Below are 22,503 nucleotides of genomic sequence, written 5' to 3' on the forward strand. Positions count from 1 at the left end.
ATAAAGTATATCACAAAAAAAATAGCTGCAAAACACTTTAACCTCTATATGTTTATTTTAACAAATTTTACATATATTTTTCTAATTAATTTCCAATTTAGTTTTCAAATTTAAACCACTATGAGGATTTTTTAATACTAAGTTTGAAAGGCAGCTTTCTGTTATGTTAAAATATTTATAAGGAGCTGATGTTATAATGTACAATATCGAAAAATTAAAATACTATTTACAAAATGTCCTCGAAATTTCAAGTCCTACTGGTTATACACAAGATTTGACAGATTATATAATGGAGGAACTTCATATACTTGATGTGCCATGCAAAACAACCAACAAAGGCGGCTTGATAATAACACTTAATGGTGAAGATACTTCTTCTGAAAGAACAATTTCAGCACATATTGATACTCTTGGCGCTATGGTAAAAGAAATCAAATTAACTGGAACTATTGCTATTACTCCAGTAGGCGGTTATATGATGAATTCAATTGAAGGTGAAAATTGTACAATAGCCACTCTAGATGGTAAAAATTATTCTGGTACAATTCAAACTATCAAACCTTCCGTTCACATTTACGATGATGCTAGAGATTTAAAAAGGACTGCTGAAAATATGGAAGTTATAATAGACGAAAAAGTTAGCACTAAAGAAGATGTTGAAAAACTTGGAATTAACATAGGCGATTTTATATGTTTCGACCCAAGAACTCACTTCACAGAAAGCGGCTTTATTAAAAGTAGACATCTTGATGATAAAGCTAGTGTTGCAATAATTTTATATACAATAAAATATTTAACTGAAAATAACATAACTTTACCATACACAACAAATTTCTACTTAAGTAATTACGAAGAAGTTGGTCATGGTGCCGCTGCTGCAATCCCTGTAAATACAAAAGAATTTCTTTCTATAGATATGGGTGCTCCTGGAACAGGACAAAATTCTTCAGAATTCAGTGTATGCATATGCGCAAAGGATTCTTCAGGCCCTTACGATTATTCTTTTAGGAAAAATCTAATAGATATTTGTAAAAATAATGACATATCTTATAAAATAGATACATATCCACATTATGGATCTGATGCCTCAGCTGCTTTAAGAGCTGGATATGATATAAAGACAGCACTTATTGGAACTGGAGTTTTTGCTTCTCATGGATACGAAAGGACACACATAGACGGTATGACAGCAACTTTGGACTTATTAATAAAATACTGCCAAAGCAACTAAATCAGATTACAAAGTACAAAGTACAGAGTACAGTGAAGGATGATTTACCTTTCCTTGCGTTAGGTAAATCTTAAACTTAAATGCTGTCAGCTTAGCTGAACAGCATTAATGTTGCGATTGCGTAAGCAATCAAAAATAAGTTTTAAGATTTTCTGTAGCAAAGCGAAAGAAAATCATCCTTCTTTGTACTTTATACTTTGTACTTTGTACTTTGAAAAAATGTTCGCAATATTAATTATTTGCTTCCCTTATAGAGTATTCGCACACTTTATTAAGTGGGCATTCACTGCATTTTGGATTTCTTGCCTTGCAAATTTTTCTTCCGTGCCAAATTATACAGTGATGCATTTTAATCCAATGCTTCTTATCTATATTTTCCATAAGCTTTTTTTCAACTTCTTCTACATTCTTTCCATTTGCTAACCCTATTCTATTAGAAACCCTAAAAACATGTGTATCAACTGCAAATGCCGGTATCTTGAAAGCATTTGCCATAACTACATTAGCAGTTTTTCTTCCAACGCCAGGAAGACTGGTTAATTCTTCTCTAGTTCTTGGTACTTCTCCATTAAATTTATTTATTATACCTTTAGATGCTTCAATAATATTCTTACTCTTATTTTTGTAAAGGCCACAAGACTTTATTCTATCTTGAAGCTCCTCCTCACTTAAAGTAATCATTTTTTCTGGAGTATTATATTCTAAAAACAACTTTCCAGTAACTAGGTTTACCCTTTCATCGGTACATTGAGCACTTAGAACTGTTGAAATAAGTAGCTCATATGGACTGTTAAATTTAAGTGCACATTCAGCTTCAGGATATGTTTTTTCCAATATATCTACAACTTTTTTTACATCTTTGTTATCCAATTGAACCACCCCTTTTAAGCAGAGTACAGATTACAGAGTACAAAGTACAGAGAAGGAAGATTTATCTTCCTTACGTCAGATAAATCTTTAAACTTAAAATGTTTAGCTTCTCTAAAGCACTACACATTTGAGCGCTAGCTCATTAATTTTTAAAATTTTCTGCTTCAACAGAAAATTAACCTTCTCTGTACTCTGTACTTTGTACTTTGTCCTCTGTTATTTATAGACTCCTCTATATTCTTCCGGTACAAGCTCTGCTATCCTATACATAGCTTCATCCACTGCTCTTTTCTCATAATCTTTTCTATCTTCACCTGCATGCTTTTTATCCAAATAAAAGGCTTCCCCGACATTAATGTAAACATCAGCATAGTGAAAATCTTCCTTATACATTTCGCCTTCCTTATTTATAGGCATAAGTTTTTCACTTCCGCTAATTCCTATAGGTACAATAATTGCCTTACTTAATTTAGCAATTAGTGACAAACCTTTTCTTGCTTCAAGCATAGCACCATTTCTACTTCTAGTCCCTTCCGGAAAAATTAATATATTATTATTGCTTCTTAATATATTCACCATTTTAGTTAAACCCTCTTTGTCTGCTGTATTAGGCTTAACTGGTGTTGTTTTAACACAGTATGTACCCAATTTAGTTATAACATCATCGTTAAGTTTAACTCCAAGAACAAAGGTAACATCAAAATTATTCATAATGTTTAACACTTTATTTAAAACAAGTCCATCTGAATTACTTAAGTGATTACATATAAATATTATTGGCCTTTTCGTATTTTTTATGTTCTCAATTCCCTCAATATGAAGATTAGCATATTTGTTCAAATAAGAATTTAAAGCTTTTTTAGCTATAACACCAACCATAGGTCCCGGAAGTATTTCTATTAATTTTGCTAATTTAGGAGAAAGCACATCAATTCCACCTTTCAAAACATTTTACGTAAGAGAACTCAACTTTAGGCATATTAAAGAAAATAACAAGTGCAACTTATTATTTTTTTAATATGCTTTAAAGATAAACCACTTGAAACTTCAAAATTAATTTGTATCAAAATGCCATCTTCTAGGCATTTTGATACAAATTGATTTTGCTAGTTGAACTGGTTTATCTATAATTAATTTCCAAAGTTGAGTCATAAAAATCTCATAATTTAATTGTCTAATTTTAATATGCTTGTTTTTATTATAATTTAAAAAGCTTCAAAAGTCTATTATAATACTCCTTTACATAAGGTGACTTAATGCTGTCTATTGCTATATTTTTATTTTTTTCCATACTAATCAAATTAATAAGTGCATTCCTTTGTAAAATGTTCTTTCCTCTCCAGCCACAAGAAGTGTTCTTGTATTTTTCTCTAAATATAGCATTATCTATTTTTATTAACTCATCTATATTAGCTTTTTCCATAAAATCATATGGTTCAAATTCCTTTATACTGGATGTTTTGGCATTTTTATTGTATGGACACACATCTTGACACATATCACAGCCAAACAACCTGCCTTTAAACTTTTCAAACCAAAAATCTTCCACTTGCTTTTTTTGTGTTATATAAGATAAACATATATTGCTATTAGCCACTTTCTCTTTTATACATCCCGTTGGACATGCTGCTTTACACAAATTACATTCACCGCACTTATTTTCAATTGGACTATCAGCTTCAATTTCAAGATTCGTAATTATTTCTCCTAAGAAAACATAAGAACCATATTTAGGTGTAATAATCATATTATTCTTTCCTATAAATCCTATTCCAGAGGTATATGCTATATATCTTTCTGGAAGTGCATTATTGTCTACAAAGTAACTAGCATCCCCACCAAGTGTTTTTATAAAATCACAAATTTTTTCAAGATAAATTCCTAAAACTTTGTGATAATCATTTCCTAAAGTATATTTCGAAAAGTAAACTTTGTCATTAATTATTGCCTTATGCAAATACGGAAAAGCAATAGAAATTATTGTCTTTCCATGCTCCATATATATAAATGGATTAATTCTATTTCCAATATTACTTTCTTCAAATTCATTTTCTAAATTATTATTTTTTCTATATTTATAAAACTCATTAAGTTCCTCAAATTTCCTGCATTCCATAAAGCCTACTGTATTTAATCCAATACTGCTACAATATTTCAATATCTCACTTTTAAAATCCATAAAGTGTTTAATTCCTCCCGTGAGCTATTCTGCATAAAATTTATTTATATTAATTATTTTTTCTTTGCTGCCACTACTGGGATTCACTATCTTTGCTGGTATTCCTACAGCTGTTACATTAGCTGGCAAATCCTTTAATACTACTGCATTAGCACCTATTTTGCAATTATCGCCTATTTTTATAGGGCCTAAAATCTTTGCACCTGTGCCTACCATAACATTATTTCCAAGAGTCGGATGCCTTTTTCCTTTTTCTTTTCCGGTCCCCCCTAATGTTACACCATGATACAAGACTACATTATCACCAACTTCTGCGGTTTCTCCTATTACTACTCCCATTCCGTGATCTATAAAAAGGCCTTTGCCAATTTTAGCTCCAGGATGAATTTCTATACCCGTAAAAAATCTAGCTGTTTGCGAAATTAATCTAGCCATAAAAAACATCTTATGCTTATAAAAACAATGAGCTATTCTATATCCTATAAGTGCATGTACACACGGGTATAATAAGAACACTTCTACTGAATTTCTTGCTGCTGGATCATTTTCAAGTACCTTATTAATATCATATTTTATTGCCTTAAACAATTAACTTCACCCTCCTATTATATAGTTCCTAGCAAAAGTAAAGACTTCGCCTCTAATAGAGACAAAGCCTTCTTCATTTTCCACCCTAAACTAAAAAACAATAAACACTAACATGTTTTGACAATATAACGGTTGTAACCGCTGTACCTTACTACAAACTTCAGATACAGTACTCCAAAGTGCACTTCATGCAAATTTCATTTAAGGATTTTTTCAGCTACCAATCCTCTCTCTTAAAATTTCCTTTACACTACTTTACTTTATCAACGTATTTCCGAGTGATTCACTAAGAATTATAATTTAATTATATACTTATTTTATGCTTTGTCAATAAGATACTTGCAACTAAAATGGTTTTATTCTAGCAGTAAAACATTAATTTACCTACAAAATCTATGATGACCAATAATTTTGATTAAAGGTCTCGACCATATCCATGCACTAGTAGCTGTAGCTGGATTAAAGTAGTAAACAGCTCCACCTGAAGGATCCCAGCCGTTAAGAGCATCTCTTGCTGCATTAATAGATGATTGTTCAATATTAGCATCTATTTGTCCATCGACAGTCGCTGTAAATGCACCTGGCGCATATATTACTCCGGCAACTGTTGAAGGAAATCTAGGATCTCTTGTTCTATTTAACACTACTGCTCCTACAGCAACTTGCCCTTGATAAGGCTCTCCCCTTGCTTCTCCATTTATAAGTCTAGACAATAATACCAAATCTTGACTATTGTTTGAATACCGTTGAGTAGCTGTAGTTCCAGTTGGAAGTCCTAATGCAACTAATGTAGCATTACCACAAATTCCATCAGCAGAAAGTCCATTATTGCTTTGAAAACTTTTAACTGCAAGATAAGTAACATATCCATACGAACCATCAACACTGCCTTTGTAATATCCCCAGTTTTTTAGCTTTGTTTGAATTTGTGTTACAACACTTCCAGAGGAACCATAACGATATGTAACAGCTTTAACTGCATTATTATATGGCAACAACCATACATTCATGCTAAAATATGCCATAAGTAACACTAAACATAAAACTATGCTTCTTTTATACTTTTTTATCATCTGTACAAATTTCACTGTTACTCATTGCTCCTTTCATTCTTGATTAATTTATAGCATTATTTTTCTCAAGAATGAAATTTTTATACAAAAACTTATAAAAATATAGTACTCTGTATTAGGCATATTAAATAAACTTTCCGCCAAATGCCAATATAGTTAATATTATTATTAATACAACAGTAAATTTTGCTATGAAATTTTGAACTTTATTGTTAGTATGTTCCCCCATTATTTCTTTATCATTTACAAGATTAATCATAAAAATTAAAACAACTGGACACAAGACTCCGGCTAATTGTTGTGTTACAAGCATTAAGCTAACTAGTGATGAATTTGGTATAAGTACAATTACTGCACTTACAATTATCATAAATAAAAACAATCCAAAAAATACAGGTGCTTCTTTAATTTTATTATTAAGTCCACTTTCAAAACCGAACGCCTCACAAACAGCATATGAGGTAGACAATGGAATTATACAACAAGCTAAAAACGAAGCACCAAACAAGCCTATTCCAAAAAGCATAAATGAATATGAACCTGCTAGTGGTTTAAGTGCCGTTGCAGCATCAGCAGCATCACTTATTGCTTTATGTGCTTTAAATAATGTTTCAGAAGTACATACAATTATAAATAATGCTGTAAGAGCACCCCATATTGTTCCAAGATATACATCCATTTTTTCATATGTATATTCTTTAATAGATATTCCTTTATCTACAATAGCAGATTGTAAATAAAACATCATATATGGTGTTATTGTTGTTCCAACCATACCAATTAAATCTAGCCAATAATTTTTTGTAAGATTAGCATTTGGTGATGTTATAGATGAAATTACATGGCCCCAATTAGGTTTAACCATAAATGCAGTGACTACATACCCTAAAAACGTAAGAGTCAAAAGCAAAAATATTTTTTCAGCTTTAGAATAATTCCCCTTAGTCATTATAAACCATATCATAACTGTAAGAATTGGTACCGATATGTATTTACTTATGTTAAATAATTGCAAACTTGCAGCTATTCCCGCAAAATCACCAATGCAAACTCCAAGATTTGCAACTATCAGTACAAACATAGCAAAAAAAGCCCATCTTACTCCATATCGCTCTCTAATTAAATCAGACAATCCCTTTCCTGTAACTACTGCCATTCTTGCATTCATTTCCTGTATAACTGCAAGTCCAATACTAATAGTAATTAGTCCCCAAAGCATTGAATATCCATAGCTTGCACCTACTACTGAATATGTGGTTACTCCACCCGCATCATTACCTGCATTAGCTGTAATAAGTCCCGGACCAATTATACTAAATATTAAAAATAATTTTCCAAACTTCTTTTTCATGCACTCCACCTCTTTTGCAGACTTAAGGCAATTCACTTTTTTCAATTAATTCAATCACAATTTAAATTTATTGTGAAGCTTTATTCAGAGTACAGAGTACGGATGACAGAGTACAGTGAATGTTGATTTTCCTTCCTCTCGTCAGGTAAATCTTAAAACTTAGGTATTATTAGCTTCTATCTGCACCATAAATGGTGCAATTGCGTAAGCAATAAAAAAATAAGTTTTAAGATTTTCTGCAGCAAAGCAGAAGAAAAGCCTCCTTCACTGTACTTTGTACTCTGTACTCCGTACTCTGAAGAATGTTTGCCATTTTTTAAATTAAACGCCTCAACTTCATTCTTAATCGTATATTGATTAAGCTATCCAACTTTCTTAAACTTTTTCTTCCATACAGGGAATAAAACTTCATCAACCAAATCATTTATTATTATTACTCCGCATAATTTTTCATCTTTATCAACTACTGGAAGTGATAACAAATTATATTTCACAGAAGTTTCCATTGCATCTTCTAATTTATCCGCATCCTTAACTGTAACAATATTCTTATTCATTACTTCTTTAAGCGTTTTTTCCTGAGGCATAAATATTAAATCTTTAAATGATATTACTCCCTCTAGTTTTCCTTCCAAATTAGTTACATAAATATAATACATAACTTCTTCTTCCGGTTTCATTTCCCTCATTATGTCCAAGGTTTCTTTTAAAGTTATATTTATGTTAAACGCTATAAAATCTTTGTTCATTATGCTTCCTGCAGTTTCTTTCTCATACTCCATGAGCTTTCTTACTTCCTCAGCATCTTCTTTTTCCATACTTAAAAGAATTTTTTCTGCTGTTTCTTCATCTACTTCATCTAGCATATCAGCAATTTCATCATTAGGCATGCTATCAAGAACTTCTGTAGTTTTATCCTCACTCAAATTTTCAATTAAATCTGCTTGTATATCCGGCTCTATTTCTTCTAATATATCCGCTGCTAAATTTTCATCCAAACTTTCGAAAACCTTTTTTCTATAATTAGAATCCATATCTTCCAGTATATCTGCTAAATCTGCTGGATGGAGTGCGGCTAGTTTTTTATATGGAACTGCCAATTTTAAATTGTCATTTACCATCTCAAGAGATTCAACATTATCCCACATTATAAAACTCTCGCTAGGTTCCTTTTGCAGCATACTAAATATACCTTTAACTACACTTTCTACTCCAATTCGTCTACCAAGTGCCATTATTCCAGTGTCAACTGCTATTACTTTAAGTTCACCTGCTATTTGAGCCATTCTAAGATCATTTACTCTTACAAGTTTTTTCCCATTTATGTCTACTATCTGCTTATCTAATAAATTTTTAGAAAGCAAATACGAATACTTTCGCATAATTGTATCTTTAACCGATTTTACCTTTATTAAAATTCTATTGTTTTCTTCATTCCTAAAAAAATCAATATTTTTGAATTCATAGTTTATATATTCACCACTTTTTTTTATTTTATAACCTATGGCTCTTGGATAACTTTCTTCTGTCACAACATATATATCCCATAATTTTCCAACATATTCGCCATATTCATCATAAACTTTTTTATAAAGTACATTACTCAAGAAAAAGTTGTTTAATTTTTGCACTTTAATCCTCTCCTTCCAAATTATTTAAACTTCAGCATATTAAGAAAAATCCATTCAAGCTAACAAATTTAATGTACATATTGATGTTCAAAACATTGTGCTTTTATACACATAAATTTGAAGTTTTCAGTTATCTTATATTGTCACTACATAATATGCTAAACAATGGAATTAGTATATTTTCCGAAGAAGAAGATGCGCAATTAAAATTGATAGAGGTGAAAATAAGAAAAACATTTTGGTTCTAGTTTTAAAAATCTAGAACTTAACATTATTTTTCCTTATATAAACTATACATTCAAATTATTAATATTTGGCCTTTTCTTCTACGGATTACTAAATCCCTCCGGGTATCCGGTCCACCTTCCATTCTTATTCACCAACCTTTCACAATAAAAAAAGCCCATTTGGGGCTCAATCTTAATTTAAAAATAAAAAATTAGACTTGTTGAGCTTTAGTGATAATTATTAAACTAATCCTTGTAAACTACATTAAAATCTAAATTCATTTTTTACAAACTTACTTAAATTACATATTTTATTAACTTTGTTAGATAATAAATATATAAACTTTCATAAATAGTTTAAACTAGTTTACTAACCTATATGCCTTTAAATTTATCTAGGCTTAATATTGCACGATAAATAAGAAAAATCAACGCAATAGAAATATAATTATCCTAAATAGTCTTTCACTTTTAATTATAGTATAAAATGTGAAATTTTCAACCTTAATATTAAAAATAAGTATCTTTTTGCACAGATTTAACATTACAATTTTTCAGCAATTTAAATTTTAAAATTTATAAGTCGCTTAATTGTTTTTTTAGTAAAATAATGGCTACTTTATTATTAATATTGATAAAAAACATTTTAAATGTTATTATATATACAAATAAGAGTTAAAAAAAATAACTTACGAAAGGATGATCATTAGTATGAACACCGGAGATACTGCTTTTATGTTTTTATCTACAGTCTTAGTTATGTTAATGACCCCCGGCCTTGCATTTTTCTATGGAGGTATGGTAAAAGAAAAAAATGTACTAAGTACAATGATGCACAGTTATTGCTGTATAGCCATCGTTTCCCTTCAATGGGTACTTGTAGGCTATTCACTAGCATTTGGACCAGATATTTCTCACTTTATAGGAAATTTAGATTGGGCATTTTTAAACCATGTAGGATTTAAGCCATTTGCAGCTTATGCACCTACTATACCACACAATTTATTTATGATGTTTCAACTTATGTTTGCAATAATAACCCCCGCTCTAATTAGTGGTAGTTTTGCTGAAAGAATTAAATTTCCTGCTTTCATTGCCTTCGTACTATTATGGACAACTCTAGTTTACGATCCTGTTGCTCACTGGGTATGGGGAACTAATGGTTGGTTAAAAAATTTAGGCGCACTTGATTTTGCTGGCGGAACTGTTGTTCACATTAGTTCTGGAGTTTCAGCTCTCGTTGCCGCTATTTATATAGGTAAGAGAAAAGTCACTAAAACTTCTCCAAACCAATTGCCTTTAACAATTCTTGGTGCCGGATTACTATGGTTCGGTTGGTTCGGCTTTAATGCAGGAAGTGCTTTAGGCCTTAATGATGTTACTATGACTGCCTTTATCACAACAAATACCTCTGCCGCTGCTGCTGCAATTGCTTGGATGGCATGTGAATGGATTGTTGCAAAGAAACCAACTGTACTTGGTACTGTAACTGGTGCTGTAGTTGGCCTTGTTGCCATCACTCCTGCTGCTGGCTTTGTAACTGTTCCTTCATCAATAATAATTGGTGCTATAGGAAGTATAATATGCTACTTTGCTGTAACTTATTTAAAACCTAAATTCAAATATGATGATGCATTAGATGCATTTGGCTGCCATGGTATTGGCGGTACTTGGGGAAGTATAGCAACTGGAATTTTTGCAACAAAAGCTGTAAATTCATCTGGTGCTAATGGACTTCTTTATGGAAATGCTTCTTTATTCGGCATTCAAATTATAGCAACAGTAGCAACTTACATTTTTTCAATTGTTATGACACTTATTATATTAAAAATTGTAGATTCAATATTTAAAATTCGTGCAAATGATGATGAAGAAGAATTTGGTCTCGATATCACAATTCACGGCGAAAAAGGATATCATATATCTTAAGAATTTATTAATACTTCGCAATAATACTAAAGTTTCTCATTTTAAAATTATTGTATGGCATTAAACCAGAGTACAGAGTACAGATGACAGAGTACAGTTAAGGGTGATTTACCTTTCCTTACGTCAGGTAAGTCTTAAACTTAAATGTTGTCAGCTTCGCTGAGCGCCATAAATGGCGCGATTGCGTAAGCAATAAAAAATAAGTTATAAGATTTTCTGTAGCAAAGCGAAAGAAAATCATCATTCACTGTACTTTGTACTCTGTACTCCGTACTCTGAAAAAAGGTTTGCAATATTTAAAATGTACGAAATTTGAGTTATAATAATACTAAGAAATTCTTGTTATAAAATTATTTAACGGTAGGAGTTGAATTAGCCATGGAACACAAAATATCTAAAATTGACATCATCACTAGACCAGAAAAATTCGATGAACTAAAAAATGAGCTTAATAAGATAGGTGTTACAGGAATGACTGTTACCAATGTACTTGGCTGTGGTCTTCAAAAAGGTGTTACTGAATACTATAGAGGCAATCCTGTAGAAATTAATTTAAATCCTAAAATAAAAATTGAAATTGTCGTATGCGCTGTACCTGTAGAAAAAGTTGTTGAAGTTGCTAAAAAAGTCTTAAAAACAGGCAGAATCGGTGATGGAAAAATATTTATATACGAGGTAAGTAAAGTAGTTAAAATAAGAACTGGAGAAGAAGATTATGATGCATTACAAGATGACAAAGAATAATGATAAATAAGTGTATCGCAGGATATTAAATAAAATTAATAAATTTAATTGGGCTATGTTTTAAATAAGTGTTGACTTTCACACTTATTTAAGACATAGCTTCCTTTAGTATCTGGGGCTATTTTTAAAAGAATGTTGATGTGATGTGTATTGGCTTTTATGGACTCTTAGGATTGCTCGTTTATAATTTGCGTAATTTTGACTAGGACGGTCAAAGCCATTTAGGCATCAGGACGATGCATCTAAATGGGTAGCAAATTATAAACGAGCAATTCTTAGAGTCCATTAATGTCATAAGCTCATATCAACATTCTTTTAAAACATAGCCTTTTATTTAAATCATCCTGCAATACACTTATTTAGCATTTTACGGTAGTTTAATGTAAAAATTCCTCCGTGCCTACGGAATTTTGGGCTAGTACAGATACATTTGTAAAGATAAACCACTTGATTTTGGTAGTTGAAATGACGCTATCCATTAAATCAGAGTACAGAGTACAGATGACAAAGTACAGTTAAGGTTGATTTACCTTCCTTACGTCATGTAAATCTTAAACTTAAATGTTGTCAGCTTCGCTGAACAACATTGATAATATAGCGATTGCGTAAGCAATCAAAAATAAGTTATAAGATTTTCTGTAGCAAGGCGGAAGAAAATCATCCGTCACTGTACTCTGTACTCTGTCAGTTGTACTCTGAATAATGGTTCGTAATATTTAAAATTTGTGTATAAAATACTTTTGTGCGACAGTCTCAGCTCAATGTTCACCATGATGCCTAGAAGACGTTATAAAAGTTTTAAAGCATTAATAACAAGCAGGTCTTGTGCATAGCTAAATACTTGATAGTCTAATATGTTGAATCCAGCATTTTTTACTTCATCAACAATACTTTCAGGAAGTCCCATGTATCTTGTAGGTATACCATTCTCGATTTTACATCTTGTGATTGGATCAAATGGATAGTTTGGGTATTTGTGATTACCGCATTTTATGCAAAATTTAGATTTCTAAGTAAAAATAAATATTACTTTTATTGGCTTGATTGGTTCCTCTATATACATGCGTGTTAAATCCACCTATTACAAATCCGGATTTTATATAGAATAAACATGCAGAAAGATTATTATCTTGACCAATCGTATAAATCCCCCGATAACTGTTTTCAGCAGCAATTTTCTTACCCTCATCTAGCAATAGCTTTCCTATTCCGTGACCTCGATATTCCCTACATACTTTTAAGTCATCAAGATATAAGTATTTAAACCAATCATGCCTGAAAATCCCAAGCCCTATACACTTTCCACACTCATTATAAGCTCCAACAAAGAAGCACTCTTTTTTTAGTGCATCAAAATTATAGTTTTCATTGGGAAATACCATCTCAATGATTTTGCTTTCCTCAAATTTCTTGGTTGTGTAAGCCCATTTTTTACCATCGTAGGTTGGAATCATTTTTCCCCACAAGGTAAAAGGTTCATTAGGAATATTAATATCATCCTTAGTGGCTTCAGAAATTCTTTTGATTTCAATCATTTTAAATCACTCCTGCAAATTAATATCTATCTCTTAGTTAAATAAGTATCGCTACTTCGTGATAGTTTACTATTGTTCATTAGATTATAGTTTTACACAATACTTATTCTAGCATACTTTATTTAGACATTGTACATTATTGTAACTTCATTTATAATTAAAGCAATGCACAATTCACAATAAAGGTGTATTGATTTAACTATTTTTGAAGGGAGATTTTTTTGATAATGAAAAGTACCCAAAATAAGTTTTTGCCTATAAGCAAAGAAGACTTAAAAGAACGAGGAATAGATGAATTAGATTTTATAATAGTTACAGGAGATTCATACGTTGATCACCCTTCTTTTGGAACTGCAATTATAGGGAGAGTCCTTGAAAGTGAAGGATTTACTGTAGGTATTATTCCTCAACCTGATTGGACAAAAGTTGATGATTTTAAAAAACTCGGAAAACCAAAATACGCATTTTTAGTTAATTCCGGAAATATAGATTCTATGGTAAATCACTATACTGCTGCCAAGAAAAAAAGACATGATGATTTATACTCTCCAGGTGGTGAGGGAAATCACAGGCCCGATAGAGCTGTAATAGTATATTGTAATAGAGTGCGCGAAGCCTTTAAAAATATACCTATAATCATAGGTGGTGTTGAAGCAAGTTTAAGACGTTTTGCTCATTATGATTACTGGGAAGATAAAGTCAGAAGAAGCATTTTAATAGATTCTAAAGCCGATTTACTTTCTTATGGTATGGGGGAGAAATCTATAGTTCAGATTGCAAATCTCCTTAAATACGGTGCTGACGTAAGTTCTATAAATAGTGTAAATGGAACTGTTTATATTACAAAGGATGTAAGCACACTTGACAATTTTGTAGAACTTCCTTCCTTTGAAGAAGTCGCTTCTGATAAATTGAAGTATGCTGAAAGCTTTAGGTTGGAAGCAAGGGAACAAGATGCAATTAGCGGCAAAACTTTAGTTCAAAAACATGGCGACAGATACATTGTTCAAAATCCGCCAGCTATGCCTTTAACTGAAGAAGAAATGGATATGGTTTATAAGCTTCCTTTTACTAGAACTTATCACCCTATTTATGAGAAATATGGCGGTATCCCTGCACTTAAAGAAGTAAAATTCTCTATTACAAGTCACCGTGGATGCTTTGGTGCATGTTCCTTCTGTGCTATTACTTTCCACCAAGGAAGGATAATTCAACATCGCTCACAAAATTCAGTAATAGAAGAAGCAAAATTGCTTACTAGTGATAAAGATTTTAAAGGCTACATACATGATGTTGGCGGTCCAACTGCAAATTTTAGACATAGTTCTTGTGAACTTCAAAAAAAACGTGGTGTTTGTAAAGATAGACAGTGCCTTTTTCCTACACCTTGTAAAAATTTAAAAGTTGATCACAGTGAATATCTTTCACTTTTGAGAAAGCTTAGAGAATTACCTAAAATTAAAAAAGTTTTTATACGTTCTGGAATAAGATACGATTATCTTATATATGATAAAGATTCTACTTTCTTTAAAGAACTTTGCAAATATCATGTAAGTGGTCAACTTAAAGTAGCACCTGAACATATAAGTGACAGAGTTTTAAAGCAAATGGGTAAACCTGGCAAGGAAGTTTACAATAAATTTGTTAAAAAATACTTTGATATAAATAAATCTTTAAATATGAAACAGTACTTAGTACCATACATGATATCAAGTCACCCTGGCAGTGATTTAAATGCAGCAATAGATTTAGCTGTTTACATTAAAGAAATGGGATATATGCCTGAGCAAGTTCAAGATTTTTATCCAACCCCAGGTAGTTTATCAACAACTATGTACTACACTGGAATAAATCCTTTAACTGGTGAAAAAGTATATACTCCTAAAAAGCAGCATGAAAAAAATATGCAGAGAGCCTTACTTCAATTTAGTAAACCAGAAAATTATAATCTTGTTAAAGAAGCATTAATAAAAGCCAATAGACAGGACTTAATTGGAAGAGGACCAAAGTGCTTAATACCAGAATTTGCCCCAAGAATCAAGAAAAAAACATCTAATAAGTTTAAATCAAAAAATAAGAATGATTTCATAAAAAACAAAAAATTCTAACCTAAATTAATGAAGATAATTAGCAATAATTATCTTCATTAATTTAGGTTTATTCTTATTTTCTTAGCCAAACATGTGTAATTTCCCCAAATACCAATTTACGATAAACGTTTGCTTCCTTGTAAGCTTCATTTATAAAGTCTTTATCTTCTTGTGTGTAAAAATCATTTGGATTAGCGGTAGTAATTGCTGTTAACTTGCATTCCAAAATTAGTCTAGCTTCTTTGAAAGACATATTTCCATTAGGTGTCTCAACACTTGTCAGTTCAACTTCTTTCATTTTCTCACTATCTCTTCCTGATTTACTTCCCAAAAATAGCATTTGCTCCTTATATTCATTTGGAAAGTAGGACAAAGTATACGTTTGGTCTTTTTGAATCAATTCAAGTGTATAACGATCTGCTCGAAAAAAACACCAAGTTGTAGGTTTCTTTAAAAGAAGTCCAAAACCACCACCACTACCTACCATAGAATTATTATTATCTTCATTGCCCGCAGTAACGGCATAAAGGTCTTTTCCTACCAACGTAAATACATTGTCGCATATATCTTCTGGAGAAATTTGTTTAAATAGTTTACCAAAATTCATCGTATGAATTCCCCTCTCAAAAGCATATTTTTGTTTCCTTAGAAACATTTATATCGTATCATTATTTTGTTTCCTTGTCAACAAAATATCAACAATAAAAATGCAGCCTACTCCCAATAGAGTTAGACTGCATGTTATTTCTTTTTCATTATTTACATTTATTCCAACTTAATATCTACACCCTGCTTCTTTATTTCTGCATCTAAATGTCTACTATATTTTTCCAAAAATCTAAGCATACTATCAAATTGTTCCTCGGTTACCTGCTCAAAAATGGCTCTATCCCTCTCTTGAAACTCTTTGTGCAGTTTCTCATGAACTTTGTTAATTGCTTTTCCTTGCTCAGTAAGTCTAAAATAAATTTCTTTCTTGTTATCTGGCTTTTGATAACTTTCGATAAAGCCTTTTTCTATAAGCTTCTTAGTTATTTTACTTATAGCACTTCTAGTCATATAAAAAGCTTCAGCAAGTTTTGTCACGTTGGAATCTACATTTCTTCCAATGTATTCGATACAATGTACTTCGGAAGGCTTATATTCCTTAAGACATTCTTCCATCTTAATTTTATTAAGCCAAGCCATCTTATTTACTAAGTCCCTAAACCCCATTATGACCTGTTCTTCTTTGTTCATGGCTTATCCTCCCAACTGTTGGTGTATTACTTTTCCTTTGAGAATGAATCTAGAACATAGTGCATACACATCAAGCATATAATTTCTCCTAGTAAGTATTCTGGCATAACTTTTGTTCCAATTAAAAGTACAATTTTTTCAATTAGAGCTACCAAAAGTCCTATCATAATAATGCTTATTCCCTTTTTATTTACATAGCGCTTTCCCATAAAGAAGCCACACAAGGTTAAAATTAAAATATATATAATAATATAAACAAACAAAATATATTCTCTAGAGCTGCCAAAACTAATTACATACCCAAAGCCATAATCAGAAGCTGGCATTACAATTAATGGCATACGCATAACTACATATGCATATAAAGCTATAAGTACTAAAATTGTGCCTAGCATATATATAATATTTAGTTTTTTACTCCTCATAAAAATGAAAATCATTAACATAAATAGGGCTGGTACACATATTATATTAACTAACACAACATACTTTAAAAAATAAGTATAAGCTATGCTTTTAACTAAAAATAGAATGAAAAGTGATATATATCTAAGTATAAGCACGCTTAAAACACATATACTTATAATTTTTATTTTAATAGGACATTTAAAACTTTTCATTACTGCAGTAACGCACAAATAAACAATAAGTAGTAACATGGATAAATAAATATAAACAACCAATTTACTCTCTCCTTAAAATGCTATCACTTATTATTACTATTAATATTAATTAAATATTCTTGACTCCTAAAATCTTAATTCCTTCTTTTATACAGCTTATCTCAACTGGAAAATCGGGGCCTCTTTCTCCATCAATATCTGTAACTATGTCATCATTACATTCTATTGTAAGTTTATTCGTTTTAAAATATATAAGTCCATTTACATCTTCAAGATGTTCACCCCTTAGCATTTTGATTAATATGTTAATTAAATCTTTAACCATTCCGCCTTCAATTATTATTACGTCAAGCATTCCATCATCTGCAGCCGCCTTATATGCAAATTTAAAATTACCAGCTGTCTGTCCATTAAACACCAGCATTAATATCATTTCACTGTCAAAACTCTTTTCGTCCGATGTAACCTTAATTTTAATTTTTCTAAAGTTTGGAAGCTGTTCTATACCTTTTACATAATACGCTAATTTACCTATAGTATTTTTCATATTTACATCTGTTTGTTGAGAAACATTTGTAAACAATCCTGCGCTAGCTACATTAATAAAATATTTATCATTTATTTTTCCAAGGTCAACACTTTTTACTTTACTTTTTAAAATCTGCTTACAAGCTGCTTCTATGTTTAAAGGCATGCCTATAAATTTTGCAAAATCATTTGCAGTTCCTACTGGCAATATTCCTATTGGTAAATCAATGTTTAACCTTTTCATACAATTTACCACATTATCTACAGTTCCATCCCCGCCAGCCATCAAAACATACTTATATGTATCATCAATGTCATCAAAGGCTTCATCTACAGGACTTCCTAAAGATATCCTATATGGTACAACTGTATATCCATTCTTTTGATGAATTTTTACTATTTTATCAATTTTGTTTATAATTGCATTCTCCCCTGAATAGGGATTATATATAAACTTAACTTTATTCATAAGTTTACTCCCCTCAACTCATAAGTACATGATAAGCATAATTACAAAATTATTTTACTCACATACCTAAATATGTATTTTTACCAATATATTATATCATTAATAGGTATAAGTCCACAAGATTTAACTCATATCTTGTGGACTTATACCTATTAAATTTTAGGAGAACATGGTTCTGAAATTCCAGATAATGCTTTTTCTGCGCAGCCATTTAATCCACTCTCAACTGCAAAATCTCCTAATGAAACTATTCCCACTAAATTTCCATTTTCAACCACAGGAAGTCTTCTAATTTGTCTTTCTTTCATGATTCTAGCTGCCTCTCTTACGTCCATTTCAGGCTTTCCTGTAACGGGAGTTGTTGTCATAACACTTCTTACTGTTTGGCTTGTTGCATTTTGACCTTCCGCTACTGTTCTTAATGCTATATCTCTATCAGTAACAACACCAATAACTTTTTCCTGATCACAAACAGGAATTGCTCCAATATCGTGTTCTCTCATTAATTGAGCAGCTTTTTCAACAGTATCTGCCGAATTTAAAGTAGCAACATTTTGTGTCATAATATCTTTAATCTTCATAAAAAAGCACCTCCGTGAATATGTTATCCAAAAAGACGCTTTTTTATTTAATCATTTTTCGTTTTATATTTTTTATATGTAAGCGCAGCTATGGATGCTATTATAATAACTAACAATATAGGTAGGAAAGATTTTATTGAAAATGATCTTTCAAGATTTCTTCCCATAAATGAATATGCGAGCATCTCTGGTGCTACACCAATTACTGTGCCTAAAATAAAATCTCTATACTTCATTTTAGTTAATCCAGCAGCATAACTTAACGGATCATATGGGAACACAAAAGAAAGTCTCATTAAAAGCATTATAATAAACCCATGCTTTTCTATTCCATCGTCTAATTTCATTATTTTCCCTTTAAGTATTTTATCAACAAACGGTTTTCCAAGTTTTTGAGCAAGAAAAAATGCAAAACTACCGGATAAAAAACAGCTTATCATACTTAACATAAATGCTTTCCATGGTCCAAAAATGCTACCCGCCATTATAGAAAAAAGTGATGCAGGTACAACAATAAGTATAGGTTTTAAAGCATAAATAACAACAAATGCTACCGCCGATAATTTACCGTAGCTAAGTATATATCTTTTTATTCTTCTAGGATTAAAATGTAATATTCTCAATATTCCTTTGTATTTATGCGCTAACATCGCGCCCAAATCCCTTTTAAATATTAATAAAATGATTATTGCAAGAATAACCATCAAAGTTACAGCTAAATATTTTAACTTTTTATTTGTCTTAAAATTCATTTTATCCTCCAAACTCTATAACATATCTATATATAAACCACTATCACCAATTAATGATAACACAATTCATATTATATTGCATAGTTTCGATTAACAAAAAAAATTTAAAATATTTTTACAAAGTATTGTATTTTGTGTTATAATAATATTTGCTTATACAAATGGATATTTTTATTAACATTTTAGGAGTGATTATTTATGGCCAAAAGTGCAGTGGCAAATATGTTTACTTTCGGAAATTTATCATGTGGCTTACTATCATTAACAATGACTTTGACTGCATCATCACAGAATAATCCTGAATATTACAAGCTAGCATGTGTATTTATACTACTAGCTGGAATTATAGATAGATATGATGGTAGAGTTGCAAGAGCTTTAAATGTCTCAAGCGAACTTGGAAAAGAACTTGATTCACTTGCTGATCTTGTTTCTTTTGGAGTAGCACCTTCAATACTTTCATATAATTTACTTAGTTCAGACTTAAAATTTGTAAGCTATATTTTACTTTTAATGTTCCCTATAGCTGGAGCTTATAGACTTGCAAGATATAATTTATCTAATTTTGATGGTAATTTTACGGGGATCCCTATTACAGTTGCCGGAATGGCAATGGCATTGTATTTTTTAATTATTTTATTATTAAATTCAACTCCAAATCCCATTTTAACTGTAATAATTATGGTTTTACTCTCTTATTTAATGATAAGCAAACTTAAATTTAAAAAGTTTTAAATTTATAATTTTACCGTGTATGGTTTTTTATTTAGGCTATGTTAACTATTTTTAAAGTAAACTGCTTAAAATAAAAAAATACCCTACACGGTATTTTTCTATTCCTGCTTATCTTCTTCATTACTTCTTGGCTTCATTGCTTCTTTTTTCAATTTTTCTTTTTTCAATTCTTCATTGCTAAAAGATATCTCTTGATCAATTTCAGTTGAAATTATATTTTTTTGTATTTTACATGATATAACATCTGATTTAATTTTGCAGTAATCAATATAATTTTCTTCACATTCTTGTATACTTTCAAGCAATTCATCGATAATATCGCCCATAACATCAACTCGTTTTATAGCTTTCTTTACATCATGTTTAGTAGCTGGTGTAATTTGATTTAATTCTGCTGCACCACCAATTAAAAGTCTATAAGAACTAACAAAATTAGTTAGCAATTTTGCAAGATTATCTATATCACAATAATATTGTTCTATTACCTTCCTATTTCCCAATTATGCCACCAATATTAACAATTACTATCATTGAATTATATTACAAAATTATTCTATTTATGCTCCAACTTTTTTCTTAAATTTTCTCCTGTTTTAGTAATTGCAAGGCCACCCATTGCTGTTTCTCTAAGTTCACATGGTAATTGCTTTCCAACTCTGTACATTGCCGCTACACAATCATCAAAAGGAATTATACTTTTAACCCCAGCCATCACCATATCTGCCGTAGTAAGTGCATTTACAGCACCAGATACATTTCTTTTCGCACAAGGTACCTCAACTAATCCTGCAATAGGATCACAGACAAGTCCTAAAACATTTTTTATAACAATAGCTGCTGCATCAAAGGCCATTTCAGGTGTTCCGCCCATCATTTCAACAACCGCTGCTGCTCCCATTGCCGCTGCCGAACCACACTCTGCCTGGCATCCACCTTCGGCTCCTGAAAGTGTAGCATTCTTAGCAATTACTATCCCAACTCCAGATGCAGTAAATAGTGCCTTTATAAGTTCATCATCAGTTTTATTAAGCTTTTCACCTGCTGTTATTATAACTGCCGGAAGTATTCCACAGGACCCTGCTGTTGGAGCTGCAACAATTTTCCCCATAGCAGCATTAACTTCTGAACATGCTATTGCTCTTGCCATAGCCTTCACTATAAATTTTCCTGTTAATGTCTCACCATTCTCTGCATATTTATTTAATTTTAATCCATCTCCGCCAATAAGACCACTTATAGATTTAACATTATTGTTTGTGCCATAATCCACAGCTTCTCTCATAACTTCAAGATTTTTTTTCATCTTTTCAATTATAGTTTCGTAGCTTTGTTCTGATTTTTCCATTTCTTCTCTAATTGTATAATCACTTATACTAATATTATCTTTTGCACACTCTACAAGAACTTCTTTTGCACTATTAACAAACATATTATTCACACTCCATAATGGGATTTATCGAAATTACATCTTTTACATTTTCTAAGGACTTTATTTCATTAATTAAATTATCTGGAACAACATTATCAGTTTCAAAAATCATTGATGCTGAAATTCCCTTTCCACTCCTATACACTTTAAGGAAAGCTATATTTATATTATTTTCATAGATAATAGTGCTTATTTTAGATATCATTCCTGGTATATCCTTATGGTATATTATCAAGGTAGGATAATCCCCAGAGAAGTCCATACTCTGACCGTTTATTTCTATTATCTTTATGTTCCCTCCGCCAATTGATGATCCCATTATTTCAATTTGAGTACCATCTTTTTTATCTATTAAAAATTTTACTGTATTAGGATGAACATCTCCAAGTTCTGCTCCTGTAAATTTAAATTCTAAGCCTTCCTGTTTTGCTACTTCAAAAGAATTTCTTATTCTAGAATCCCAAGGGTCCATACCTAAAATTCCTGCAACTAAAGCTTTATCTGTACCGTGGCCCTTATAAGTCTTAGAAAAAGAACCATGAAGTACAAAGTTCACGCTTTTTATACTTTCATTTCCTCCCGCTATTATCTGCGCAATTTTACCAAGTCTTGCTGCTCCTGCTGTATGTGAGCTTGATGGACCTATCATAACTGGTCCTAAAATATCAAATACACTATATTCCTTCATTATGTCACCAC

General features: G+C 31.1%; 22 protein-coding genes. 5 read left to right on the forward strand and 17 right to left on the reverse strand.

The features are described from left to right. Window positions 1–196 precede the first annotated feature (196 nt). Window positions 197–1,231, forward strand: a complete 1,035-nt coding sequence (locus tag CUEA01_RS15550; protein ID WP_234122599.1) for a M42 family metallopeptidase — start codon at window positions 197–199, stop codon at window positions 1,229–1,231. 231 nt (window positions 1,232–1,462) lie between these two features. Here CUEA01_RS15550 and nth read toward each other — a convergent pair whose 3' ends face one another. The 7 genes from nth to CUEA01_RS15585 form a co-directional block, all read right to left on the reverse strand. Further along, window positions 1,463–2,101: an endonuclease III gene (gene nth, locus CUEA01_RS15555; RefSeq protein ID WP_234122600.1), complete on the reverse strand. Its 639-nt coding sequence runs from the start codon at window positions 2,099–2,101 to the stop codon at window positions 1,463–1,465. Window positions 2,102–2,317: 216 nt separating this feature from the next. Further along, window positions 2,318–3,028: a lysophospholipid acyltransferase family protein gene (locus CUEA01_RS15560; RefSeq protein ID WP_234123367.1), complete on the reverse strand. Its 711-nt coding sequence runs from the start codon at window positions 3,026–3,028 to the stop codon at window positions 2,318–2,320. A 271-nt stretch (window positions 3,029–3,299) separates the two neighbouring features. Next, window positions 3,300–4,280: a tRNA epoxyqueuosine(34) reductase QueG gene (queG, locus tag CUEA01_RS15565; protein WP_234122601.1), complete on the reverse strand. Its 981-nt coding sequence runs from the start codon at window positions 4,278–4,280 to the stop codon at window positions 3,300–3,302. 24 nt (window positions 4,281–4,304) lie between these two features. Next, on the reverse strand, window positions 4,305–4,868 hold the full coding sequence (gene epsC, locus CUEA01_RS15570; RefSeq protein WP_234122602.1) for a serine O-acetyltransferase EpsC: 564 nt from the start codon (window positions 4,866–4,868) through the stop codon (window positions 4,305–4,307). A 380-nt stretch (window positions 4,869–5,248) separates the two neighbouring features. Beyond that, window positions 5,249–5,941: a spore cortex-lytic enzyme gene (gene sleB, locus CUEA01_RS15575; RefSeq protein WP_234122603.1), complete on the reverse strand. Its 693-nt coding sequence runs from the start codon at window positions 5,939–5,941 to the stop codon at window positions 5,249–5,251. A 124-nt stretch (window positions 5,942–6,065) separates the two neighbouring features. After that, window positions 6,066–7,292, reverse strand: a complete 1,227-nt coding sequence (locus CUEA01_RS15580) for an NRAMP family divalent metal transporter (protein WP_234122604.1) — start codon at window positions 7,290–7,292, stop codon at window positions 6,066–6,068. A gap of 362 nt (window positions 7,293–7,654) precedes the next feature. Then, the gene (locus CUEA01_RS15585; protein ID WP_234122605.1) at window positions 7,655–8,923 is read right to left on the reverse strand and encodes a magnesium transporter; all 1,269 of its coding nucleotides are present in this window, start codon (window positions 8,921–8,923) and stop codon (window positions 7,655–7,657) included. Between the two features lie 938 nt (window positions 8,924–9,861). Here CUEA01_RS15585 and CUEA01_RS15590 point away from each other — a divergent pair. Together CUEA01_RS15590 and CUEA01_RS15595 are read left to right on the forward strand one after the other, a co-directional pair. Continuing rightward, window positions 9,862–11,079: an ammonium transporter gene (locus tag CUEA01_RS15590; protein WP_234122606.1), complete on the forward strand. Its 1,218-nt coding sequence runs from the start codon at window positions 9,862–9,864 to the stop codon at window positions 11,077–11,079. Window positions 11,080–11,457: 378 nt separating this feature from the next. Then, the gene (locus CUEA01_RS15595) at window positions 11,458–11,823 is read left to right on the forward strand and encodes a P-II family nitrogen regulator (RefSeq protein ID WP_235699928.1); all 366 of its coding nucleotides are present in this window, start codon (window positions 11,458–11,460) and stop codon (window positions 11,821–11,823) included. 1,001 nt (window positions 11,824–12,824) lie between these two features. Here the strand turns inward: CUEA01_RS15595 and CUEA01_RS15600 are convergent. Beyond that, entirely contained in the window at window positions 12,825–13,358 is a 534-nt protein-coding gene (locus tag CUEA01_RS15600; protein WP_234122607.1) for a GNAT family N-acetyltransferase, read from the reverse strand. A gap of 227 nt (window positions 13,359–13,585) precedes the next feature. On the opposite strand from CUEA01_RS15600, the gene CUEA01_RS15605 reads away from it, so the two are divergent. Then, on the forward strand, window positions 13,586–15,466 hold the full coding sequence (locus CUEA01_RS15605) for a YgiQ family radical SAM protein (protein ID WP_234122608.1): 1,881 nt from the start codon (window positions 13,586–13,588) through the stop codon (window positions 15,464–15,466). A gap of 55 nt (window positions 15,467–15,521) precedes the next feature. Here the strand turns inward: CUEA01_RS15605 and CUEA01_RS15610 are convergent, their stop codons facing one another. The 6 genes from CUEA01_RS15610 to CUEA01_RS15635 form a co-directional block, all read right to left on the reverse strand. Next, window positions 15,522–16,055 carry a flavin reductase gene (locus tag CUEA01_RS15610; RefSeq protein WP_234122609.1) on the reverse strand — a complete coding sequence of 178 codons (534 nt, stop codon included), beginning with the start codon at window positions 16,053–16,055 and terminating at the stop codon, window positions 15,522–15,524. Window positions 16,056–16,213: 158 nt separating this feature from the next. Next, a complete protein-coding gene (locus CUEA01_RS15615) occupies window positions 16,214–16,687 on the reverse strand; it encodes a MarR family winged helix-turn-helix transcriptional regulator (RefSeq protein WP_234122610.1) in 474 nt (157 codons plus the stop codon). Between the two features lie 26 nt (window positions 16,688–16,713). Further along, window positions 16,714–17,370: a hypothetical protein gene (locus tag CUEA01_RS15620; RefSeq protein ID WP_234122611.1), complete on the reverse strand. Its 657-nt coding sequence runs from the start codon at window positions 17,368–17,370 to the stop codon at window positions 16,714–16,716. A gap of 49 nt (window positions 17,371–17,419) precedes the next feature. Beyond that, window positions 17,420–18,307, reverse strand: a complete 888-nt coding sequence (locus CUEA01_RS15625; RefSeq protein WP_234122612.1) for a YegS/Rv2252/BmrU family lipid kinase — start codon at window positions 18,305–18,307, stop codon at window positions 17,420–17,422. Window positions 18,308–18,459: 152 nt separating this feature from the next. Beyond that, a complete protein-coding gene (locus tag CUEA01_RS15630; protein WP_234122613.1) occupies window positions 18,460–18,888 on the reverse strand; it encodes a CBS domain-containing protein in 429 nt (142 codons plus the stop codon). A 47-nt stretch (window positions 18,889–18,935) separates the two neighbouring features. After that, window positions 18,936–19,640 (reverse strand): TVP38/TMEM64 family protein, encoded by a 705-nt coding sequence (locus CUEA01_RS15635; RefSeq protein WP_234122614.1) that lies wholly within the window; start codon window positions 19,638–19,640, stop codon window positions 18,936–18,938. A 198-nt stretch (window positions 19,641–19,838) separates the two neighbouring features. Between CUEA01_RS15635 and pssA the strand changes: the two genes are divergently transcribed. Next, window positions 19,839–20,375, forward strand: coding sequence for a CDP-diacylglycerol--serine O-phosphatidyltransferase (gene pssA / locus CUEA01_RS15640; protein ID WP_234122615.1), 537 nt, complete (start codon window positions 19,839–19,841; stop codon window positions 20,373–20,375). Window positions 20,376–20,473: 98 nt separating this feature from the next. Here pssA and CUEA01_RS15645 read toward each other — a convergent pair whose 3' ends face one another. From CUEA01_RS15645 to sdaAB, 3 genes are read right to left on the reverse strand one after another with little or no spacing between them, the layout of a single operon-like run. Beyond that, window positions 20,474–20,875, reverse strand: coding sequence for a hypothetical protein (locus tag CUEA01_RS15645; RefSeq protein WP_234122616.1), 402 nt, complete (start codon window positions 20,873–20,875; stop codon window positions 20,474–20,476). Between the two features lie 53 nt (window positions 20,876–20,928). Next, window positions 20,929–21,804: an L-serine ammonia-lyase, iron-sulfur-dependent, subunit alpha gene (gene sdaAA, locus CUEA01_RS15650; RefSeq protein WP_234122617.1), complete on the reverse strand. Its 876-nt coding sequence runs from the start codon at window positions 21,802–21,804 to the stop codon at window positions 20,929–20,931. A gap of 1 nt (window position 21,805) precedes the next feature. Then, window positions 21,806–22,492, reverse strand: coding sequence for an L-serine ammonia-lyase, iron-sulfur-dependent subunit beta (sdaAB, locus tag CUEA01_RS15655; RefSeq protein WP_234122618.1), 687 nt, complete (start codon window positions 22,490–22,492; stop codon window positions 21,806–21,808). Between the last annotated feature and the right edge of the window lie 11 nt (window positions 22,493–22,503).

Origin of the sequence: Clostridium hydrogenum (assembly GCF_021432385.1) — a bacterium.
In the GTDB taxonomy this organism is placed as follows: Bacteria; Bacillota; Clostridia; order Clostridiales; family Clostridiaceae; genus Clostridium_S; species Clostridium_S hydrogenum.